This is a genomic window from Rhodospirillaceae bacterium (assembly GCA_028819475.1).
In the GTDB taxonomy this organism is placed as follows: Bacteria; Pseudomonadota; Alphaproteobacteria; order Bin65; family Bin65; genus Bin65.
In genome coordinates, this window is sequence record JAPPLJ010000036.1 from 128,450 (window position 1) to 146,010 (window position 17,561).

The following is a 17,561-nucleotide window of genomic DNA, read 5'->3' on the forward strand; positions in this document are numbered from 1 at the left end:
GTCGTGGCGCAGGTCGATCTCGAAGACGTCAGCTATGCGCTCGGCGCGACGGAAATCCTCCGTAACGTCAGCCTGACGATCGCGGAAGGCGAGTGCCTCGCCCTGCTCGGCCCGTCGGGCTGCGGCAAGACGACGACGCTGCGCTGCATCGCCGGCTTCGTCGTGCCGACGCACGGCAACGTGCGGATCGGCGGCAAATCGGTCGTCGATCTGCGGCCGAACCAGCGCAATGTCGGGCTCGTGTTCCAGGACTACGCCCTGTTTCCGCACATGTCGGTCCGCCAGAACATCGCCTACGGCCTGGAGCGCCGGAAGGTCGGCAAGGCCGAACTGGCGAAGCGCGTTGAAGAGATGGTGGCGATCACCCATCTCGACGGGCTCGAAGAGCGCCGGCCAGACCAGCTCTCCGGCGGCCAGCGGCAGCGGGTCGCGCTCGCCCGGGCGCTCGTGATCGAGCCGGACGTGCTGCTGCTCGACGAGCCCCTCGGCGCCCTGGACAGGCTGCTTCGCGAGGAGATGCAGGTCGAACTCAAACGCATCCAGCGGGACCTCGGAATCACGACGGTCTTCGTCACGCACGATCAGGAGGAGGCCCTGTCCCTGTCCGACCGGATTGCCGTGATGTTCGACGGCCGCATTGTCGAGACGGGTTCGCCCGAGCAGCTTTATCACGCGCCGCAGCAGCGGGGCGTGATGTCGTTTCTCGGCACGTCGAACATCTGGCAGGCGACGGTCGATGCCGCCGACGGGCCGTATCTTCAATTGTCGAACGGAGACATTCGGGTCCTCGTTGCCGCCGAGACGCGCCTCGCCGCGGGAGCGACGGCCCAGGTCGGCATCCGGCCCGAACATATCCGGATCTCTGCCGAGCCGCCCGAGGACGCCGTCAACATCGTCTCCGGCCGGATCGAGACGACGGTCTACAAAGGCGCCCATGTCGAGGTTTATGTCGGGACGGCGGCGGGGATCGAATTCCTCGCCCGTCAGCCGGCGGTCTCCACGGAGAGCGGCGGCGGCCTCCGGTCGGGCGATCCCGTCTATCTTTCGTTCGAGCCCGACAATGTGCTCCTGTTCCCGTCCGAGAACTGACCGGCGCTCGCGGCCACGCTCAATCCGTCATTTCGACCGGAGCGGCGTCAGCCGCGAAGCGGAGAAATCTTTCCGGTACAGTGCTTCGGACCGGGCTCCGGGCGTGAAAGATATCTCCGCTCCACGGCCCCTGCGGGTCCGTTCCGGTCGATATGACGGTCCAGAGTTGCCGAACCGGTAAACAGCGGTTCCACCCTCACGTATGAACGCTGGTGAACGTCCCGGCTTCCTCGCCGCCGTGATAGAAGATGCCGCGCCAGAGCTGGTCTTCGGTCCAGGTGATCGGCGGCATGTCGGGCTGGGCGAGACGGTGCAGGCCCATGCGCGCGCGCCGACCGGCGCACCATTGTGCGAGGCTGCCGTGCAGAACGGCGAGGCGCCGGATCAGCCCGCCCTGCGGTTCGGCTTTTGCAGGAAAGCCGGAACGTGGTCGCCCAGGCCGACGACCGGCTTGTCGGGCGGTTCGTCCGGCAATTCCGCGGCCCGGCGCGGCTTCTGCGCCGGCCGGCTGCTGCGTTGGGGCTTGTCCGGCCGGGTCTTTTCCGGCCGGGTCTTTTCCGGCCGGGGTTTCTCCGCCGTCTTGCGCGTCTCCGGCGCTGCTTCGGCGCGGCTCCGGCCGTTGCCGCGGCTTCGGCTGCGGCCCCGGCTCCGCGGCCGGTCCGCATCCTCGAAAGCGCTGTCGTCCAGCGCGCCGTCCAGGTCCAGGCGTTCGATCCGCCGCCCGATCAGCCGCTGGATCGCGTCGAGCGACTTGCCGTCGGCCGGGGTTGCGATGGTGATGGCGCGGCCCGCCTTGCCGGCCCGCCCGGTGCGGCCGATCCGGTGGACATAGTCTTCCGGATTGTACGGGACGTCGAAATTGATGACGTGGGACACGTCGGGAATGTCGAGGCCGCGGGCGGCGACATCGCTCGCCACCAGGATGGTCAGCTTGGCCTCGCGGAACGAATCCAGGGTCGCCGTGCGGACCTCCTGCGCCAGGTCGCCGTGCAGGGCGGCCACGTCGAAGCCGTGGCGGTCGAGCGACCGTTTCAGGATGTCGACATCGCGCTTGCGGTTGCAGAAGACCAGGGCGCTGGCCACGTCTTCGGCGCGCAGGATGGTGCGCAGGGTCGCGCGCTTGTCGCGTTCCGGAACGACGGCAACCGCATCCGACACCGTCACCGCCGTCGTCGCCGACCGGTCGACGGCGACTTCCTTCGGATTGATCATGTAGGCGTCGGCCAGCCGGCGGATTTCGGGCGGCATGGTGGCGCTGAACAGCAGGGTCTGGCGCAGCGGCGTCAGCAGTTTGACGACGCGCTCGATATCCGGGATGAAGCCCATGTCGAGCATCCGGTCGGCCTCGTCGATCACGAAGACCTTGACGTCGCGCAGCAGCATCTTGCCCCGTTCGACCTGGTCGAGCAGCCGGCCCGGCGTCGCGATCAGCACGTCGACGCCGCGGTCGAGCAGCTTGTCCTGGCCGTCGAAGCTCTCCCCGCCGATCAGCAGGGCGTGGGTCAGCCGGTTGTATTTGCCGTATTTCTCGAAGCTCTCGGCCACCTGGGCGGCCAGCTCGCGGGTCGGCTCGAGGATCAGCGACCGGGGCATCCGCGCCTTGGCGCGGCCGGCGGCCAGAATGTCGATCATCGGCAGGGTGAAGCCGGCGGTCTTGCCGGTGCCGGTCTGGGCCAGCCCGACCATATCGCGCCCCATCAGGACGGTGGGGATGGCTTTTTCCTGGATCGGGGTCGGCTGGGTGTAGCCGGTCTCGGCGACCGCGCGCAGAACGGGGTCGCTCAGTCCGAGAGCATCGAATGTCATGAAGTCGTGAGGCCTGGCAGAAGAGGTTATTCTTGGGTGCACGCCACGCGGGGTCTACATCGTCCTTTTGCGGCGCAAATCAACGCCACATCGGGACGCAGGCCCGCCGGCCCGCGATCGGGCGGCGACCGGTCCGCTGAGGGTGCGCGACGATAGCGAAGGAACGTGACACCATGATGAACGCCGATTCGAGCCAGTTGCTGCTGATCGACATCCAGGAACGGCTGGCGCCCGCCACGCTGGACGGTGCGCGGGTCGTCGAACGCGCCGGCATTCTGCTCGACGCTGCGGCCCTGCTCGGCGTGCCGCACACCGTCTCGGAACAGTATCCCCGCGGCCTCGGGCCTACCGTCGCCGCCGTGCGGGAGAAGGCCGACCCGGAGCGGATCTTCGACAAGGTCCATTTCTCGTGCCAGGCCGACGACCGGCTGGCCGCCGTCCTTGCCGAGACCGGGGCCGAAACCGGGGCCAAAACCGGGGCCGAAACCGGGCGGCGCGATGCCATACTGTGCGGTATGGAGGCCCATGTCTGCGTGCTGCAGACCGCCCTCGATCTGGCGGGCGCCGGCTACCGGGTCCATGTCGTGGCGGACGCCGTTACATCCCGCACGGCCGAGAACCGCGACCTGGCGGTCGAGCGGATGCGCACCGCCGGCATCGGGATCGTCAGCACCGAAATGGTCCTGTTCGAATGGCTGCGCACGGCCGGCCACCCGGAATTCCGCGCGGTCTCCGCGCTCATCCGGTAGGCTCCCGCAGGCCGGGCCGAATCTTCCGCTTTCCCGACAGGATCAGCGTGGCGGTGATGCCCGGCGCGCAAAGCAACAGTTCGGCGCCGGCGATCTATAGCCGTGCGCAGTACGGAATTTGGGATTTCGGCGTCAACAGGGCCCGGGTCAGACGCTGGGCGAGGGCGCTGGAAACCGGCCGGCCGGCTCCGGTCGCCCGCATCGGCCCTATTCGGTGAACACCTTGTCTTTGACGAAGCGCCCGGTCGACGAGATGTCCTCGCCGACGCCTTCGATGGTGTTGCAGGCTGCCAGCCCGCCGCCCAGGCCGCCCAGGAACAGCAATGCCAGGGTGACGTGAAGCATTCTTTTAAGAGACATGACCGGATGCTCCAAAGACAGATGAGTACTTACGGATTTCGATGAAGATGTAGTCAAAAGCCCTTAAAGTAAAGAGGAATATTTTTTCCGATATGTCACAAATTCGTATGAGCTGCCGGAAACCGGGCGCCGCATCGTCTGATACGCGGCAAGACAAGGGGCCGGAGTCGCCCCCGGCAATCTTGTTTCGAAGGCTGGCGTGCGGGCCGCCGGAAGGGGCTGCGCCGGCCGTAGCCGGGCGGAAAATCCGGACTACAGGTCGATATCCTCGACGAATTTCGCCCGTTCCTGGATGAATTCGAAGCGCGGCTCGGGCTTGCGGCCCATCAGTTTCTCGACCAGCTCGCCGGTTTCCCGCGCCGCGCCGGCCTCGTGGGGGTCGCTGTCCGCCGGCACCGTCACGCGCAGCAGGGTGCGGCTCCCCGGATCCATCGTGGTTTGCTTGAGCTGGGCCGGCGGCATTTCGCCCAGCCCCTTGAAGCGGCTGATCTCGACTTTGCCGCGGCCGTCGAAGGTTTCCCGCAGCAGTGCGTCCTTGTGCGCATCGTCGCGCGCGAAGGCGACCGTGCCGCCCTGGGCGAGCCGGTAGAGCGGCGGCATGGCGAGGTAAAGATGGCCGCTGCGCACCAGCTCCGGCATCTCGCGATAGAAGAAGGTCAGCAGCAGGGAGGCGATGTGGGCGCCATCGACATCGGCGTCCGTCATGATGATCACCCGCTCGTAGCGCAGCTTGTCGGCGTCGTAGGTGCCGCGGGTGCCGCAGCCGAGCGCGAGGATCAGGTCGTTCAGCTCCAGGTTGGCGCGCATCTTGTCGGCCGAGGCGCTGGCGACGTTCAGGATCTTGCCGCGCAGCGGCAGCACGGCCTGGGTCGCCCGGTTGCGCGCCTGCTTGGCCGAGCCGCCGGCCGAATCGCCCTCGACCAGGAAGATCTCCGTATTATCGGCCGAGCGCGTCGAACAGTCGGCCAGCTTGCCCGGCAGGCGCAGGCGGGCCGCGGCGTTGGCGCGCTTGCGGTCGCGCTCGGCCTTGCGGCGCGCCCGGTCCTCGGCCTTTTCGACCAGGTGGTCGATCAGCCGCCGCGCGCCCGAAGGGTCGCCGGACAGGAAATGGTCGAAATGGTCGCGCACGGCCTGCTCGACCAGGCGGGCGGCCTCCGGCATGCCGAGCCGTTCCTTGGTCTGGCCCTGGAACTGCGGATCGGCGATGAAGACCGAGAGCATCGCGCTGGCGCCGTCCATCGCATCCTCGCCGGCGATCTGCCCGGCCTTGCGGATGTTGGCGAGTTCGGCATGGCTGCGCAGGCCCTTGACCAGGGCGGCGCGGAACCCCTGTTCGTGGCTGCCGCCCTGGGGCGTCGGCACCGTATTGACGTAGGAATGGACGAATCCCTTTTCGTCCGCCGGCCAGGCGACCGCCCATTCGACCCGGCCCTCGCCGTTGAGCGGCGCGGCGCCGGCGAAGGCCGAGCCGGTAAAGCCGGCGCGATCGCCCAGCGCCTCCTGAAGATAGTCGCGGATGCCGCCGGGAAAGCGGATGGTCTCCTTCTCCGGGAGGCCGCCTTCGGCCGGCAACGCCTCCGGCGCGCAGCTCCAGCGGATCTCGACGCCGCCAATCAGGTAGGCCTTGGACCGGGCCATCCGGTACAGCGTCGCCGCGCGAAACGCCACGCCGTCGCCGAAGATTTTCGGGTCGGGATGGAAGCGCACCGTCGTGCCGCGCCGGTTGTGGCACGGGCCGGCCTCGTCCAGCCGGCCGCGCGGCGCGCCCCGGCTGTAGCGCTGGGTCCACAGGCGCCCGTCGCGCGCCACCTCGACCTCCAGGCGGTCGGACAGCGCGTTCACGACCGACAGGCCGACGCCGTGCAGTCCGCCGGAAGTGGTATAGGCCTCGCCACCGAACTTGCCGCCGGAATGCAGGGTCGTGAGAATGACCTCGAGGGCGGACTTGTCGCGGAATTTCGGATGCGGATCGGTCGGGATGCCGCGGCCGTTGTCGCGGATGGTGACGCAGTTGTCCGCGCCCAGCGCGACCTCGACGCGGGTCGCGTGGCCGGCGACCGCCTCGTCCATCGCGTTGTCGATCACCTCGGCCGCCAGATGGTGCAGGGCGCGCTCGTCCGTACCGCCGATATACATGCCCGGCCGCTTGCGGACCGGCTCCAGCCCTTCGAGGACCTCGATGTCGCGCGCAGTATAGGCCTGCTTGCGCGCCGGCTTGCCCGCAGGGTTCCGGGACGGTCCAGACTCAGATCGGGAATCGGACCGGGCTCCGGATTTCGCGTTCGGCCTGGCGCCGTTTCGCGCATTGCGCGCGGGCGGTTTCGGCGGATCGGCGAACAGATCAGGCATTGCGGACATGGCACGGCTTTCGCCCGGTGTCTTCCCGGCAGACAATAGCGCGATCGTGGCCGTTGCTCAAGATATAGCAGGTTTCCGGTTTCGTTCCGACAGGATATGCGCAATTGCGCTGATCCTCATGGCTTTCAGGACCCGGCGGCTTCCCGCTCGGCGATCAGCGCCGCGTCGATCCCGCGGGCGCGCTTGTGGGCCGCGCGCCCGGCGATCCGGCCGGCGTAGGCCTCGAAGGCCGGCCGCTTCGGCAGCGTGCCGAAGTTCAGTCCCCACTCTATATGGCTGCCGACATAGACGTCCGCCATGGTAAAGCGGCTGCCGCAGACATGGTCGTTGTCGCGGAGCATGGCTTCGACGGCGTCGATCGTATCGTCGAAGCTGCCGTAACCGAGCATCGCGCTCCTGTCTTCCTCCGTCGTCCAGCCCATGGCCTGCGCGGTTATCGCCTGTTCCAGCGGGCCGGCGGCGAAGAACATCCAGCGGTAGTAGGCGGCGCGCTCGTCGGCCGCCGGCGCCAGCCCGGCCTCCGGGAAGGCCTCGGCGAGCCAGGCGCAGATCGCGGCGCACTCGGTCACGACCCGGCCTTCGTGCCGGATCGCCGGCACCTTGCCCATCGGGTTGATCGCCAGATAGTCCGGTGCCTTCATGTCGGCGCCGTATTCGACGATGACGGTCTCGTAGGCGGCCCCGGACTCTTCCAGCGCCCAGCGCACGATCTGCCCGCGCGACATCGGGTTGGTATAGAAGGTGACGGGTCCGGACATGGCGTCTTCTCGCGGCTGGCGGGTGATGCGGCCTCCGGTTCAACTTTGCCTGCGCTCGATTTCCGCAGCAAGCCGCTCGTGGTCCGGATCGGGGATAAAGGAGAGGTCCAGCAGGCCGGCGAGCGGCTCGATGTCGCTTTGGGACAGGGTGACGGACGACTCGCCTCCCTCGAAGGCGGCCGCCGCGGTTTCCGCGTCGCGCTGGGCGATCTCCGCGATCAGGATCCAGCGCAGCTCGTCTTTCGACAGCGCACTGATCTGGGTATCGTCGAGTTCGCTGCCGTCCGCATTGTGCGGCGTCTGCAGCAGTATCCTGACCATCAACTCGGCCGCTTCGCGCGGCGCGAGGCCCAGGCCCGCGCCGAGCGGTTCGCAGGCGAAGGCGAACGTGGCTTCGTCGTCCATCGGCCCCGGCAGCGCGGCCGCGCACAGGGCGCTCGCACGGTTGGCGAAATGCACGGCATACACCGCATAATCGCCTGCCACATAGCCCCGGGGGCGGGCCGGCGGGGCGGATGCGTCCGGGTCGGCATCCGGGGCTCCGCCGCCGGCAGCGGGCGCGGCGCGGCCCTCCGGTGCGCAGGCGGCAACCAGCTGCCTGTGCCGCTTCAGGAAGCCGGCGATCAGCGCCTGGGCGCGCTGCGCCGCAGGCAGAGTCCCGGTGGAGGCGCGGCCGGTCATCGGGCAGCTCCGGTGGTTTGCGGACGGTCGGGCCGCAAGCCCTCGCCCCGCCTGCCGCCTGCCCGTGGGAACAGTCGCGAAGCAACATTAATGTACACGATATGTTCGCGTCACTGTCAAGCCGTTTTGTCGGCGGTTGCCGGCGGTATTGCGGCTTCACCGCGCCGTCCGGCTGTGATTTAACGCGAAGCGCTTCCGCCGCCGCGCGCCCGGATCGGACGGCGGCCCTTGCTTCCCGGAGAGCCCGGCGATGAAATTCCTCGTCCTCCAGCATATCGAGATCGAACATCCCGGCGTGTTCCGCGATTTCATGCGCGAAGACGGCATCGAATGGGACGCCGTCGAGCTCGACGAGGGCGAGGCGATCCCGGCGCTCGGCGGCTACGACGCCGTGATCTCCATGGGCGGGCCGATGGACGTGTTCGACGAGGCGGAATTCCCCTGGCTGATCGACGAAAAGGCGGCGATCCGCGAGGCGGTACGGGGGCGGGAGATGCCCTTCCTCGGCGTCTGCCTCGGCCACCAGATGCTCGCCGACGCGCTCGGCGGCCGGGTCGAGCGCATGGCCGAGGCCGAGGTCGGCGTGCTCACGGTCGAACTCACCGGGGCCGGCCGCGCCGACCCGCTGCTCGCCGGTCTGGACGACACGGTGACCTGCCTGCAATGGCACGGCTGCGCGGTAACGGAACTGCCCGAGGGCGGCGTTACCCTGGCGTCGTCGCCGGTCTGCGCGATCCAGTCCTTCCGGGTCGGGCGCAATGCCTGGGGCATCCAGTATCATGTCGAGCAGACGCCGACGACGGTCGACGAATGGGGCGCTGTGCCGGCTTACGCCGCCTCGCTGGAAAAGACCCTCGGGCCCGGCAGCCTCGCCCCCTTCGCCGCCGAAACCGCCCGCAACATGCCCGGCTTCAACCGCGACGCGCGGATCCTGTATGAGAATTTCGTGAGCGTCGTGCGGGCGGGGTAGGGGTAGCCGGGCGGCGAGCAAGACCGCGTGGGCGTTGGGGGGCGGAAATCCGGCACGGTCAGACAAAATTAAATTATTTACCTATTATGTTACTTTTTACCTTGACGTCCCGGTTTTCGTCTCCTATATGGGTCCCTGCCAACGCCCGAACTGCGCCCAAAACGCCCCGCGGGCGCCTTTCCCCGTCCGATCCAGCCGGCAAAGCACCGCATTCGCCCCTCCCCCAAGGATTCCCCTGTGCAAGGGGCGAGACCGTGCGCCTGCTTTCTGTCTCCCATCCCGTCATTCCGACCGGAGCGCCCCGCCAGGGGCGCGGAGTGGAGGAATCTCGTCGCAAGACTCCGGGTTCCCGTTCGTCAGGATCGAGCCGGGATTCCTCCGCTACGCCCCGGCCCGCAGGGGCGCGGCTTCGGTCGGAATGACGACGAAGGGTTTCGCAGAGGAATCCCCTGGGGGAGGGGGATTCGGTCGGCGCTCATTTCGCAGACGAATCCTGTGAAGTATGCCGTATCCCGGCAAATTTGCTGCACAACGGGGTGCGCCGTCTCCAAGCCGGACCAAGTCAGGAAGACCGGGCGACCTTCTGTTTTTCCAGCCTGTTCTCCGGAAACGGCGAATGAACGGCCGGGCAGGAGTAAATGAGGAATATAATCCTACATCGGAATTTTTTGCGCCCTATCCGGCATGGCGCTCCGGGTAGCCGCTCTCCCCGAAAGCGTTGCGGTGCAAGGCTTTGCCGGGATCGTCACGGGGCCGCAGCCGGGCCGTCCCGAAATTTTTTTTCGAAAAGATGGACCGGTCTGTCCAGATCAGGGAAGCGGGCCAAGCGCCTGATTTTCCGCGCCAATCGCCGGAATCTAATTTTGAACGATTGTACAAAAACGAAGATCGGTTATCCCGTTTTCCGGTTGCCCGGCCTCATTCCGCCGCCATCTCCCGCCCCGCCTTGATCATGCCGAGCACTTCGCCGGCGGCCTTCGGGATGTTGGTGCCGGGGCCGTAGACCGCGGCGACGCCTTTGGCCTTGAGGAACTCGTAGTCCTGCTGCGGGACGACGCCGCCGCAGATCACCAGGATGTCGCCGGCGCCCTGGTCGTGCAGGGCGTCGATCAACTGGGGCACCAGCGTCTTGTGGCCGGCGGCCTGGCTGCTCACGCCGACGACGTGGACGTCGTTTTCGACCGCCTGGCGCGCCGCCTCTTCCGGCGTGGCGAACAGCGGCCCGATATCGACCTCGAAGCCGATGTCGGCGAAGGCCGTGGCGATCACCTTGGAGCCGCGGTCGTGGCCGTCCTGGCCCAGCTTGGCGACCAGCAGGCGCGGCCGGCGGCCCTCGTAACCGGCGAAATCGGCGACCGACTCGCGGATCCGCAGGAATTCCGCGTCGTCGCCATAGGCCGCGCCATAGACGCCGCCGATGACATGGGCGTCGGCCCGGTGGCGGCCCCAGGCCCGCTCCATGGCGTCGGAGATTTCGCCGACCGTGGCCCGCGCCCGCGCCGCCGCCACGCAGGCGTCGAGCAGGTTGCCCTCTCCGGTCCCGGCGACCGTCGTGAGCGCCGCCAGCGCCGCGTCGCAGGCCGCGCCGTTGCGGCTCTCGCGGATCCGGTTCAGCCGCGCGACCTGCTGCTCGCGGACTTTCGTGTTGTCGACCTCCAGCACGTCGACCCGGGTTTCCTCGGCCGGCTGGAATTTGTTAACCCCGACGATGACCTCCTCGCCCCGGTCGATGCGGGCCTGGCGCCGCGCGGCGCTTTCCTCGATCCGCCGCTTGGGCAGCCCCTCGGCGACCGCGCGGGTCATGCCGCCGGCCGCCTCGACCTCGGCGATCAGGCCGCGCGCGACCTCGGCCAGCGAGGCGGTCAGCCGTTCGACATAGTAGGAGCCGGCCAGCGGATCGACGACCTTGGTCACCCCGGTCTCGTTCTGCAGGATGAGCTGGGTGTTGCGCGCGATGCGGGCCGAGAACTCCGTCGGCAGGCCGATCGCCTCGTCGAAGCTGTTGGTGTGCAGGCTCTGGGTGCCGCCGAGCGCGCCGGCCAGCGCCTCGTAGGCGGTGCGCACGATATTGTTGTACGGGTCCTGCTCGGTCAGCGACCAGCCGCTGGTCTGGCAGTGGGTGCGCAGCATCATGGAGCGCGGATCCTGCGGCGCGAATTCCGCCGCCAGCAGTTCGGCCCACAGCAGCCGGGCGGCGCGCAGCTTGGCGACCTCCATGAAGAAGTTCATGCCGAGGCAGAAGAAGAAGCTGAGCCTCGGCGCGAACCGGTCGACGTCAAGCCCGCTCGCCTTGGCGGCGCGGACATATTCCAGCCCGTCGGCGATGGTGTAGGCGAGCTCCTGGGCGCAGGTCGCGCCGGCTTCCTGCATGTGGTAGCCGCTGATCGAGATCGAGTTGAAGCGCGGCATGTTTTCGGCGGTGTAGCCGATGATGTCCGAGACGATCCGCATCGAGGGCTCGGGCGGATAGATGTAGGTGTTGCGGACCATGAACTCCTTGAGGATGTCGTTCTGGATGGTCCCGGACAGGTTCTTGGCCGCGACGCCCTGTTCCTCGCCGGCGACGATGAAGCCGGCGAGCACCGGCAGCACGGCGCCGTTCATGGTCATGGAGACCGACATGCGGTCGAGCGGGATGCCGTCGAACAGGATCTTCATGTCCTCGACGCTGTCGATCGCCACGCCGGCCTTGCCGACGTCGCCGACGACCCGCGGATGGTCGCTGTCGTAACCCCGGTGGGTGGCGAGGTCGAAGGCGACCGACAGGCCCATCTGCCCGGCCGCCAGGTTGCGCCGGTAGAAGGCGTTGGAGTCCTCGGCGGTCGAGAAACCGGCATATTGCCGGATCGTCCAGGGCCGGCCGGCATACATGGTCGCCTTGGGCCCGCGCAGGAAGGGGAACAGGCCGGGCAGGCTCTCCGCGCTTTCCAGCCCTTCCAGGTCTTCGGCCGTGTAGAGCGGCTTGACCGGGATGCCCTCGGGCGTCTGCCACACAAGGTCGTCGGGCGACCCGCCACGCATCTCCTTCGCCGCGACGGCGCGCCAGTCTTCGAGGGTCGGTTTGCTGCTGTCGCTCATGGTCGTCGCCCCATGCTGCCAGGCGTGCTGCGGGCCCCATTGCCGGCCAGTATAGCGCCGCCGTGCCGCCCGCCTGCGAGAAATGATTCACCGCAGTGACAATCCGGTCGCAGGGACGCAGCTGTCCGGATCGTCGATGCACGGCAGGGGTTGCCGCTGTCGTCAAGTCTGTCATATCAACAAACACCTCTTGAACCGAGCCGGAAGCGCAGCAATGAGCGCCCCGACCTCCAGGGTCCAGTATTCGAAGACCGGTAAGGCGCGCCATTCGGGCGGCGCAGCCTCGACGGCGGATTCGCGCGACCGGGCGCCGGAGAGGATTGCGCCCGCCGCGCACGATCCCGATTTCGACACGGTTCTCGACGCGAGCCGCCGCTATATACGCCGCCACCGGGAGGCGCTGAAGAAACTTGCCGAGCGGTGAAGACTCCGCGATGGCTGACCGCCGCAATGGTCGAAGCCATACACCGCGAGGTTCTTGCCGCTTCCGGCGGTAGTTCCGGGCTGCGGGATCGCGGCTTGCTGGAAAGCGCGCTCGACCGTCCGAAAAATCTGAGCGCCTACAGGTCGCCCGCCTGACCCCATGACCCTCGAACTCCTCTTCGTGCTGCTGGGTGCGCTGGCGGCGGGGCTGGTCAGCGGGCTGACCGGCTTCGGCACGGCGCTCGCCGCCTCGGCCTTCTGGCTCTATGTGCTTGCGCCCACGGTCGCCGTGCCGCTGATCCTCGCCGCCTCGGTGATCGCCCAGGTCGCCGGCCTGCCGGCCTTCAAGGACCAGCTCGACTGGAAACGCACCATGCCGATGGTGGCCGCCGGCGCGGTCGGGATTCCGCTCGGCGTCTGGCTGCTCGATCATCTGCCGGCCGATACGGTGAAGATGGCGGTCGGCGTCGTGATCGTCCTGTATGCGGCTTTCGGCCTGCTGGTGCGGATAAAACCGCCGTTTCCCGGCAAGCGGCCGGTGGCCGACGGCGCGGTCGGCTTTATCGGCGGGGTGCTCGGCGGCATGATCGGCCTGGCTGGCGCGCTGCCGGTCATCTGGTCCCAGTTCCGCGGCTGGTCGCCGACGGTGGCGCGCAGCATCTACCAGCCCTTCAACACGCTGATCCTGTCGATCGCCTGCGGCGTCCAGATCGCCGCCGGGTTTTTCACCGAAGAGGTCGTCTGGCTGGTCGTCTACTGCGCGCCGGTGACGCTCGCCGGCACCTTCGTCGGCGTGAAGCTGTTCCGCCGGATCAGCGCCGAGACCTTCCGGCTGGTCGTGCTGTGGTTCCTGCTCTTCGCCGGCATCGGCCTGCTGATCCAGGGTTAGCGCAACGGGTTACGAAAGCCGCAGCAATGCCACCGCCGCGACGAGCAGGACGATGGCGGCGATGCGCACCGGGCCCGGCCGTTCCTTGAGCACGAACACGCCGATCAGCGCGGCGAACAGGATGCTGCTCTCGCGCAGGGCCGCGACCACGGCGACCGGGGCCGACACCATCGCCCAGACGACGATGCCGTAGGCGAGCATGGAGAGCAGCCCGCCGGCCACCGAGCGCACGATGTCGCCGCGCGGCGTCTGCCTGAAGCGCCCGCGCCGCATCCACATGACGATCAGGACGGTCGGCCAGGCGTCGACGAAAAACAGCCACAGGATGTAGGGCACGGCATCGCCTGCGGCGCGGGCGCCGAGCCCGTCGGCGATTGTGTAGCCGGCGATGGCGACCGCCGTCAGGCCGGCGAAGACGAGGGAGCGGTCGCCGCCTCCGCCTTCTTGGGCTGCCCGCCGTTCGCCGGCCCGGCGCCAGGCGACGCCCAGGATCGCCAGCAGGATCAGGCCGATGGCGGCGAGCGACCGGGCGTTGAGCTCCTCGGCCAGGAACGCAAGCGTTACCAGCGTCACGATCAGCGGCGCGCCGCCGCGGGCGATCGGATAGACCCGGCTGAAATCGCCGTGGCTGTAGGCGGTCGCCAGCATCAGGTTGTAGACGGTGTGGATCGCCGTCGAGGCCAGGATGAAGGGCCAGGCCGCCGCCACCGGGAAGGCGACGAAGGGCAGCGCGAGTCCGGCCGCGACGCCGGAGCCGACCGACAGCCAGGCGATGCCGATCACCGGATCGGCGCGCGACTTGACCACCGCGTTCCAGGCCGCGTGCAGCAGGGCGGAGCCGAGAACCGCCAGCAGGACGGTCGTCGAGATCATGCCGGCGTTACACCCGGCCCAACAGTCTCGGTGCGAGTACCGCCGTCGCGGCGAAGCCGCCCAGCAGGCCGCCGACATGGGCGAGCCAGGCAATTCCCGGCGACCAGCCGGTCGCGATGAAGACGGCGTGGGCGGCGACGAAGACGATCATGCCGAGCCAGTAGGGCATCGGAACGACCACCAGGATGATCCGGCCCCTTGGTTCGAGCAGGAAGGCGGTCGCAAACACGCCGGAGAGTGCGCCGCTGGCGCCGACGATCGGCACGATACTGTTCGGCTCGATCGCGGCGTGGAGCAGGCCGCCGGCGATCCCGGCAACGAAATAGATCGCCGCCAGCCGCCACGCGCCGAGGGCGCGCTCGACGATGGCGCCGAACGAGATCAGCACGATCATGTTCAGCACCAGATGTGCCGTATCGCCGTGGACGAACAGGGAGGTGACGAGCGTGACCGGCGCCGGCAGGGGGCTGTACCCGGCGGTGTCCACCGGCTCGCCGAACAGCAGGCGCGGGATCAGCGCATGGCGCACGAGGAACTGCGCATAGTCCTCGCCGGACAGGGTCGTCGCATAGACGAAGACGGCGACGCAGGCGCCGAGCAGCGCGAGCGTCAGGGGCAGGGTCCGGGTCACGGCGGGCCGGCCGGTCTCAAGCCCGGCTATCCCAGCGCGGCGGCCAGGCCGGCGAACAGGCCGCGCCCGTCGGTGCTGCCCTGGTCGGCGCGGATGGCGTTTTCCGGATGGGGCATCATGCCGAGGACGTTGCCGGACCCGTTGTAGATGCCGGCGATGTCGCGCACAGAGCCGTTCGGGTTGAAGCGGTCCGCGCCTTCGCCGCCGAGCGGCGCGTAGCGGAAGGCGATCCGGTCTTCGTCCTCCAGCCGGTCCAGGGTGTCGGCATCGGCGAAATAGTTGCCGTCGTGATGGGCGACCGGCATGCGCAGGACCTGCCCGGCCTCGTAGCCGGCGGAAAACATCGTCTCGCCGCTGGCGACGCTGAGGCCGATATCCCGGCAGACGAATTTGAGCGAGGCGTTGCTCAGCAGGGCGCCGGGCAGCAGGCCGGCTTCGACCAGGATCTGGAAGCCGTTGCACACGCCGAGCACCGCCACGCCCCTCTGCGCCGCCTCTGCAACGCTGCGCAGCACCGGCGAGTGGGCCGCCATCGCCCCGGCGCGCAGATAGTCGCCATAGGAAAAGCCGCCGGGAACCACGATCAGGTCGGCGTCCGGAAGCGCGCTGTCCCGGTGCCAGACCATGGCCGGCGGCCGGCCGGACGCCATTTCCAGCGCCTCGGCCATGTCCTGCTCCCGGTTCGTGCCGGGAAAGACCACGATGGCGGATTTCATCGCCGGCCGCGCCTCATGTCCGATCCCGCTGACGGCCGGCCCGCCGCACGCTCAGGCTTCGATCTCGATGCGGTAATTCTCGATTACCGTGTTGGCCAGCAGCTTCTCGCACATCTCCCTGACCCGGTCGCCGACCCGGGCCTCGGCCCCTCCGGCGCTGTCATCGCCGCCGGAACCGTCCTTCAGGTCGATCTCGATATACTTGCCCTGCCGGACGTCGGCCACGCCGTCGAAGCCGAGCGCTTCCAGGGCGTGGGCGATCGCCTTGCCCTGGGGATCGAGCACGCCGGGCTTGAGCGTGACATGGACTCTTGCTCTCATCGGGGCGCTCTCACGGGCGCACTCTCGTGGAGGGCGCTCTCAAGGGGGGCCGCCATCGTCAGTTGATGCTCTTGGTGCCCTTCAGATCCTGCGGGCCGGCGTCGGGAAGGATGCCGAGGCGGCGCGCCACTTCCTGATAGGCTTCCTCGACATTGCCCATGTCGCGGCGGAAGCGGTCCTTGTCCAGTTTTTCGTTGGTCTTGACGTCCCACAGGCGGCAGCTGTCCGGCGTGATCTCGTCGGCCAGCAGGATGCGCATATAGTCGTTCTCGTCGTACCAGCGGCCGAACTCCAGCTTGAAATCGACCAGCCGGATATCGACGCCGAGGAACAGGCCGACCATGAAATCGTTGATGCGCAGCGCCAGCGCCATCATGTCGTCCAGGTCCTGCGGCGTCGCCCAGCCGAAGGCGGTGATATGCTCTTCGCTGACCAGCGGATCGCTGAGATCGTCGTTCTTGTAGTAGAACTCGACGATCGAGCGGGGCAGGGGCGTGCCCTCCTCGATGCCGAGCCGCTGGGACATCGTCCCCGCCGCCACGTTGCGCACCACCACTTCGAGGGGAATGATCTCGACCTCGTGGACGAGTTGCTCGCGCATGTTCAGCCGGCGCACGAAATGGGTCGGCACGCCGATCTCGTTCAGCCGCAGCATGATATATTCGGAGATGCGGTTGTTGAGCACGCCCTTGCCGCTGATCACGCCCTTCTTCTGGGCGTTGAAGGCGCTGGCGTCGTCCTTGAAATACTGGACGATCGTGCCCGGTTCCGGCCCTTCGTACAGGACCTTGGCCTTGCCTTCGTAAATCCGTCTGCGTCTGGCCATGGTGCTCCTCAACCCCCCGACGATACTGGAAATCGGACTGTCGGATTACGCAGCCTGTCCGGCGGCCGGCATCCACGGTCCCTTGGAATGTTGGCCGCAGGGCACGTTTAGCAACCCGGGCCTCTCAAAACAAATTTACGCACCGCGGCGGATCGGGTTTCAGCCGGCAGCGCGGGCGGGAGCGGCCGGCCCGTCGAGCGCGGCAACCGGCTCGTAGGGGCAGGCGGCGGGCGGTCCTGCGGCGAATTTCCAGATCGAGGCCGCGCCCGCCCGTAAAGCACGCGACCCGGCCGCCGGCAGGGCGATCAGCGAACTGGACGTTGTCGCGAAGCCGAAATCCGTATCAATGCACATGGCGGAGTCCGGTTCGCCGTCGGCGCCGCGCTCCGTATCGGCCATCAGGTCGCGCCATTCCGCCCAGTCGCCGCCGAAGGCGTCCGGGTCCGGCGCCAGGGCGTCGGCGAACCGGTCGAGATAGCGGTCGATCCGGCTGGAGACCCGGTCGTTGCGTTCGCGCGCCGTCAGCATGGACAGGCCCTCGGGCAGCGGAAAGCACTCGACCCGCCCGCCCGCGGCGCGGCCCCGGCTGCGCAGCCAGAAGGCGTCGCGGTCGTCGGCGATCGCCAGATTGAATTCGCGCCAGGCGTTGCCGTCGAGATGGCGCATCCGCTCCGCGGCGTCCGCTGCATCGTCCGAATCGAGCGCGTCCAGCACCAGTTCGCCGCGCGAGCGCTTGTCCGCCGCCGGGCCGAGGCTCGCCGTCCGGTTCATCACCGCCGCGACGACGCCGGAATCGTTCATGCCGAGCCAGGTGCCGCCGGCCTCGAGATCGATGCCCGCCACGACCCACGGCCGGTCGGGCCAGTGCCGGTCCGGCGGCCGCCAGGGCCGGTCCTTCATCTCGTCGCGGTTGGCGGCGAGCAGCAGCGGCCACCGGTGGCCGGGCCGGCGCAGGATGACAACAGTGCACATAAAATCCGCTACCTGCCGGGGACGCGCCCTTATATAAGGGCCCGACGATCCAGGAAACACG

18 protein-coding genes are annotated in these 17,561 nt (G+C 68.2%); 5 read left to right on the forward strand and 13 right to left on the reverse strand.

From position 1 onward, the window contains the following. Window positions 1–3 precede the first annotated feature (3 nt). Window positions 4–1,089 (forward strand): ABC transporter ATP-binding protein, encoded by a 1,086-nt coding sequence (locus tag OXM58_11645; protein MDE0149015.1) that lies wholly within the window; start codon window positions 4–6, stop codon window positions 1,087–1,089. Between the two features lie 196 nt (window positions 1,090–1,285). Here the strand turns inward: OXM58_11645 and OXM58_11650 are convergent, their stop codons facing one another. Then, window positions 1,286–1,411: a hypothetical protein gene (locus OXM58_11650; protein ID MDE0149016.1), complete on the reverse strand. Its 126-nt coding sequence runs from the start codon at window positions 1,409–1,411 to the stop codon at window positions 1,286–1,288. Window positions 1,412–1,473: 62 nt separating this feature from the next. Further along, on the reverse strand, window positions 1,474–2,895 hold the full coding sequence (locus tag OXM58_11655) for a DEAD/DEAH box helicase (GenBank protein ID MDE0149017.1): 1,422 nt from the start codon (window positions 2,893–2,895) through the stop codon (window positions 1,474–1,476). A 173-nt stretch (window positions 2,896–3,068) separates the two neighbouring features. On the opposite strand from OXM58_11655, the gene OXM58_11660 reads away from it, so the two are divergent. Then, window positions 3,069–3,644, forward strand: a complete 576-nt coding sequence (locus tag OXM58_11660; protein MDE0149018.1) for a hydrolase — start codon at window positions 3,069–3,071, stop codon at window positions 3,642–3,644. Between the two features lie 207 nt (window positions 3,645–3,851). Here the strand turns inward: OXM58_11660 and OXM58_11665 are convergent, their stop codons facing one another. The 4 genes from OXM58_11665 to OXM58_11680 all read right to left on the reverse strand — a co-directional run bounded on the left by OXM58_11665 (window position 3,852) and on the right by OXM58_11680 (window position 7,801). Beyond that, window positions 3,852–4,004: an entericidin gene (locus tag OXM58_11665; GenBank protein ID MDE0149019.1), complete on the reverse strand. Its 153-nt coding sequence runs from the start codon at window positions 4,002–4,004 to the stop codon at window positions 3,852–3,854. A gap of 252 nt (window positions 4,005–4,256) precedes the next feature. Beyond that, window positions 4,257–6,353, reverse strand: a complete 2,097-nt coding sequence (gene parE, locus OXM58_11670; GenBank protein MDE0149020.1) for a DNA topoisomerase IV subunit B — start codon at window positions 6,351–6,353, stop codon at window positions 4,257–4,259. A 134-nt stretch (window positions 6,354–6,487) separates the two neighbouring features. Beyond that, window positions 6,488–7,120 (reverse strand): glutathione S-transferase family protein, encoded by a 633-nt coding sequence (locus OXM58_11675; protein MDE0149021.1) that lies wholly within the window; start codon window positions 7,118–7,120, stop codon window positions 6,488–6,490. A gap of 39 nt (window positions 7,121–7,159) precedes the next feature. Further along, window positions 7,160–7,801 carry a hypothetical protein gene (locus OXM58_11680; protein MDE0149022.1) on the reverse strand — a complete coding sequence of 214 codons (642 nt, stop codon included), beginning with the start codon at window positions 7,799–7,801 and terminating at the stop codon, window positions 7,160–7,162. A 250-nt stretch (window positions 7,802–8,051) separates the two neighbouring features. Here OXM58_11680 and OXM58_11685 point away from each other — a divergent pair, with 250 nt between their 5' ends. Then, window positions 8,052–8,771 carry a type 1 glutamine amidotransferase gene (locus OXM58_11685; GenBank protein MDE0149023.1) on the forward strand — a complete coding sequence of 240 codons (720 nt, stop codon included), beginning with the start codon at window positions 8,052–8,054 and terminating at the stop codon, window positions 8,769–8,771. Window positions 8,772–9,689: 918 nt separating this feature from the next. Here OXM58_11685 and scpA read toward each other — a convergent pair. Beyond that, window positions 9,690–11,849, reverse strand: coding sequence for a methylmalonyl-CoA mutase (gene scpA / locus OXM58_11690; protein ID MDE0149024.1), 2,160 nt, complete (start codon window positions 11,847–11,849; stop codon window positions 9,690–9,692). Window positions 11,850–12,063: 214 nt separating this feature from the next. On the opposite strand from scpA, the gene OXM58_11695 reads away from it, so the two are divergent. Then, complete coding sequence (locus OXM58_11695; GenBank protein ID MDE0149025.1) at window positions 12,064–12,273, forward strand: hypothetical protein; 210 nt, start codon at window positions 12,064–12,066, stop codon at window positions 12,271–12,273. Window positions 12,274–12,432: 159 nt separating this feature from the next. Further along, entirely contained in the window at window positions 12,433–13,161 is a 729-nt protein-coding gene (locus tag OXM58_11700; protein MDE0149026.1) for a sulfite exporter TauE/SafE family protein, read from the forward strand. 9 nt (window positions 13,162–13,170) lie between these two features. Here the strand turns inward: OXM58_11700 and OXM58_11705 are convergent, their stop codons facing one another. The 6 genes from OXM58_11705 to OXM58_11730 form a co-directional block, all read right to left on the reverse strand. Continuing rightward, window positions 13,171–14,034, reverse strand: coding sequence for an EamA family transporter (locus OXM58_11705; GenBank protein ID MDE0149027.1), 864 nt, complete (start codon window positions 14,032–14,034; stop codon window positions 13,171–13,173). 7 nt (window positions 14,035–14,041) lie between these two features. Then, window positions 14,042–14,665, reverse strand: coding sequence for a rhomboid family intramembrane serine protease (locus tag OXM58_11710; protein ID MDE0149028.1), 624 nt, complete (start codon window positions 14,663–14,665; stop codon window positions 14,042–14,044). A 26-nt stretch (window positions 14,666–14,691) separates the two neighbouring features. After that, window positions 14,692–15,381 carry a phosphoribosylformylglycinamidine synthase subunit PurQ gene (gene purQ, locus OXM58_11715; protein MDE0149029.1) on the reverse strand — a complete coding sequence of 230 codons (690 nt, stop codon included), beginning with the start codon at window positions 15,379–15,381 and terminating at the stop codon, window positions 14,692–14,694. Window positions 15,382–15,432: 51 nt separating this feature from the next. Next, entirely contained in the window at window positions 15,433–15,702 is a 270-nt protein-coding gene (gene purS / locus OXM58_11720; protein ID MDE0149030.1) for a phosphoribosylformylglycinamidine synthase subunit PurS, read from the reverse strand. A 58-nt stretch (window positions 15,703–15,760) separates the two neighbouring features. After that, the gene (locus OXM58_11725) at window positions 15,761–16,528 is read right to left on the reverse strand and encodes a phosphoribosylaminoimidazolesuccinocarboxamide synthase (protein MDE0149031.1); all 768 of its coding nucleotides are present in this window, start codon (window positions 16,526–16,528) and stop codon (window positions 15,761–15,763) included. A 159-nt stretch (window positions 16,529–16,687) separates the two neighbouring features. Continuing rightward, the gene (locus tag OXM58_11730) at window positions 16,688–17,500 is read right to left on the reverse strand and encodes an NRDE family protein (protein ID MDE0149032.1); all 813 of its coding nucleotides are present in this window, start codon (window positions 17,498–17,500) and stop codon (window positions 16,688–16,690) included. Between the last annotated feature and the right edge of the window lie 61 nt (window positions 17,501–17,561).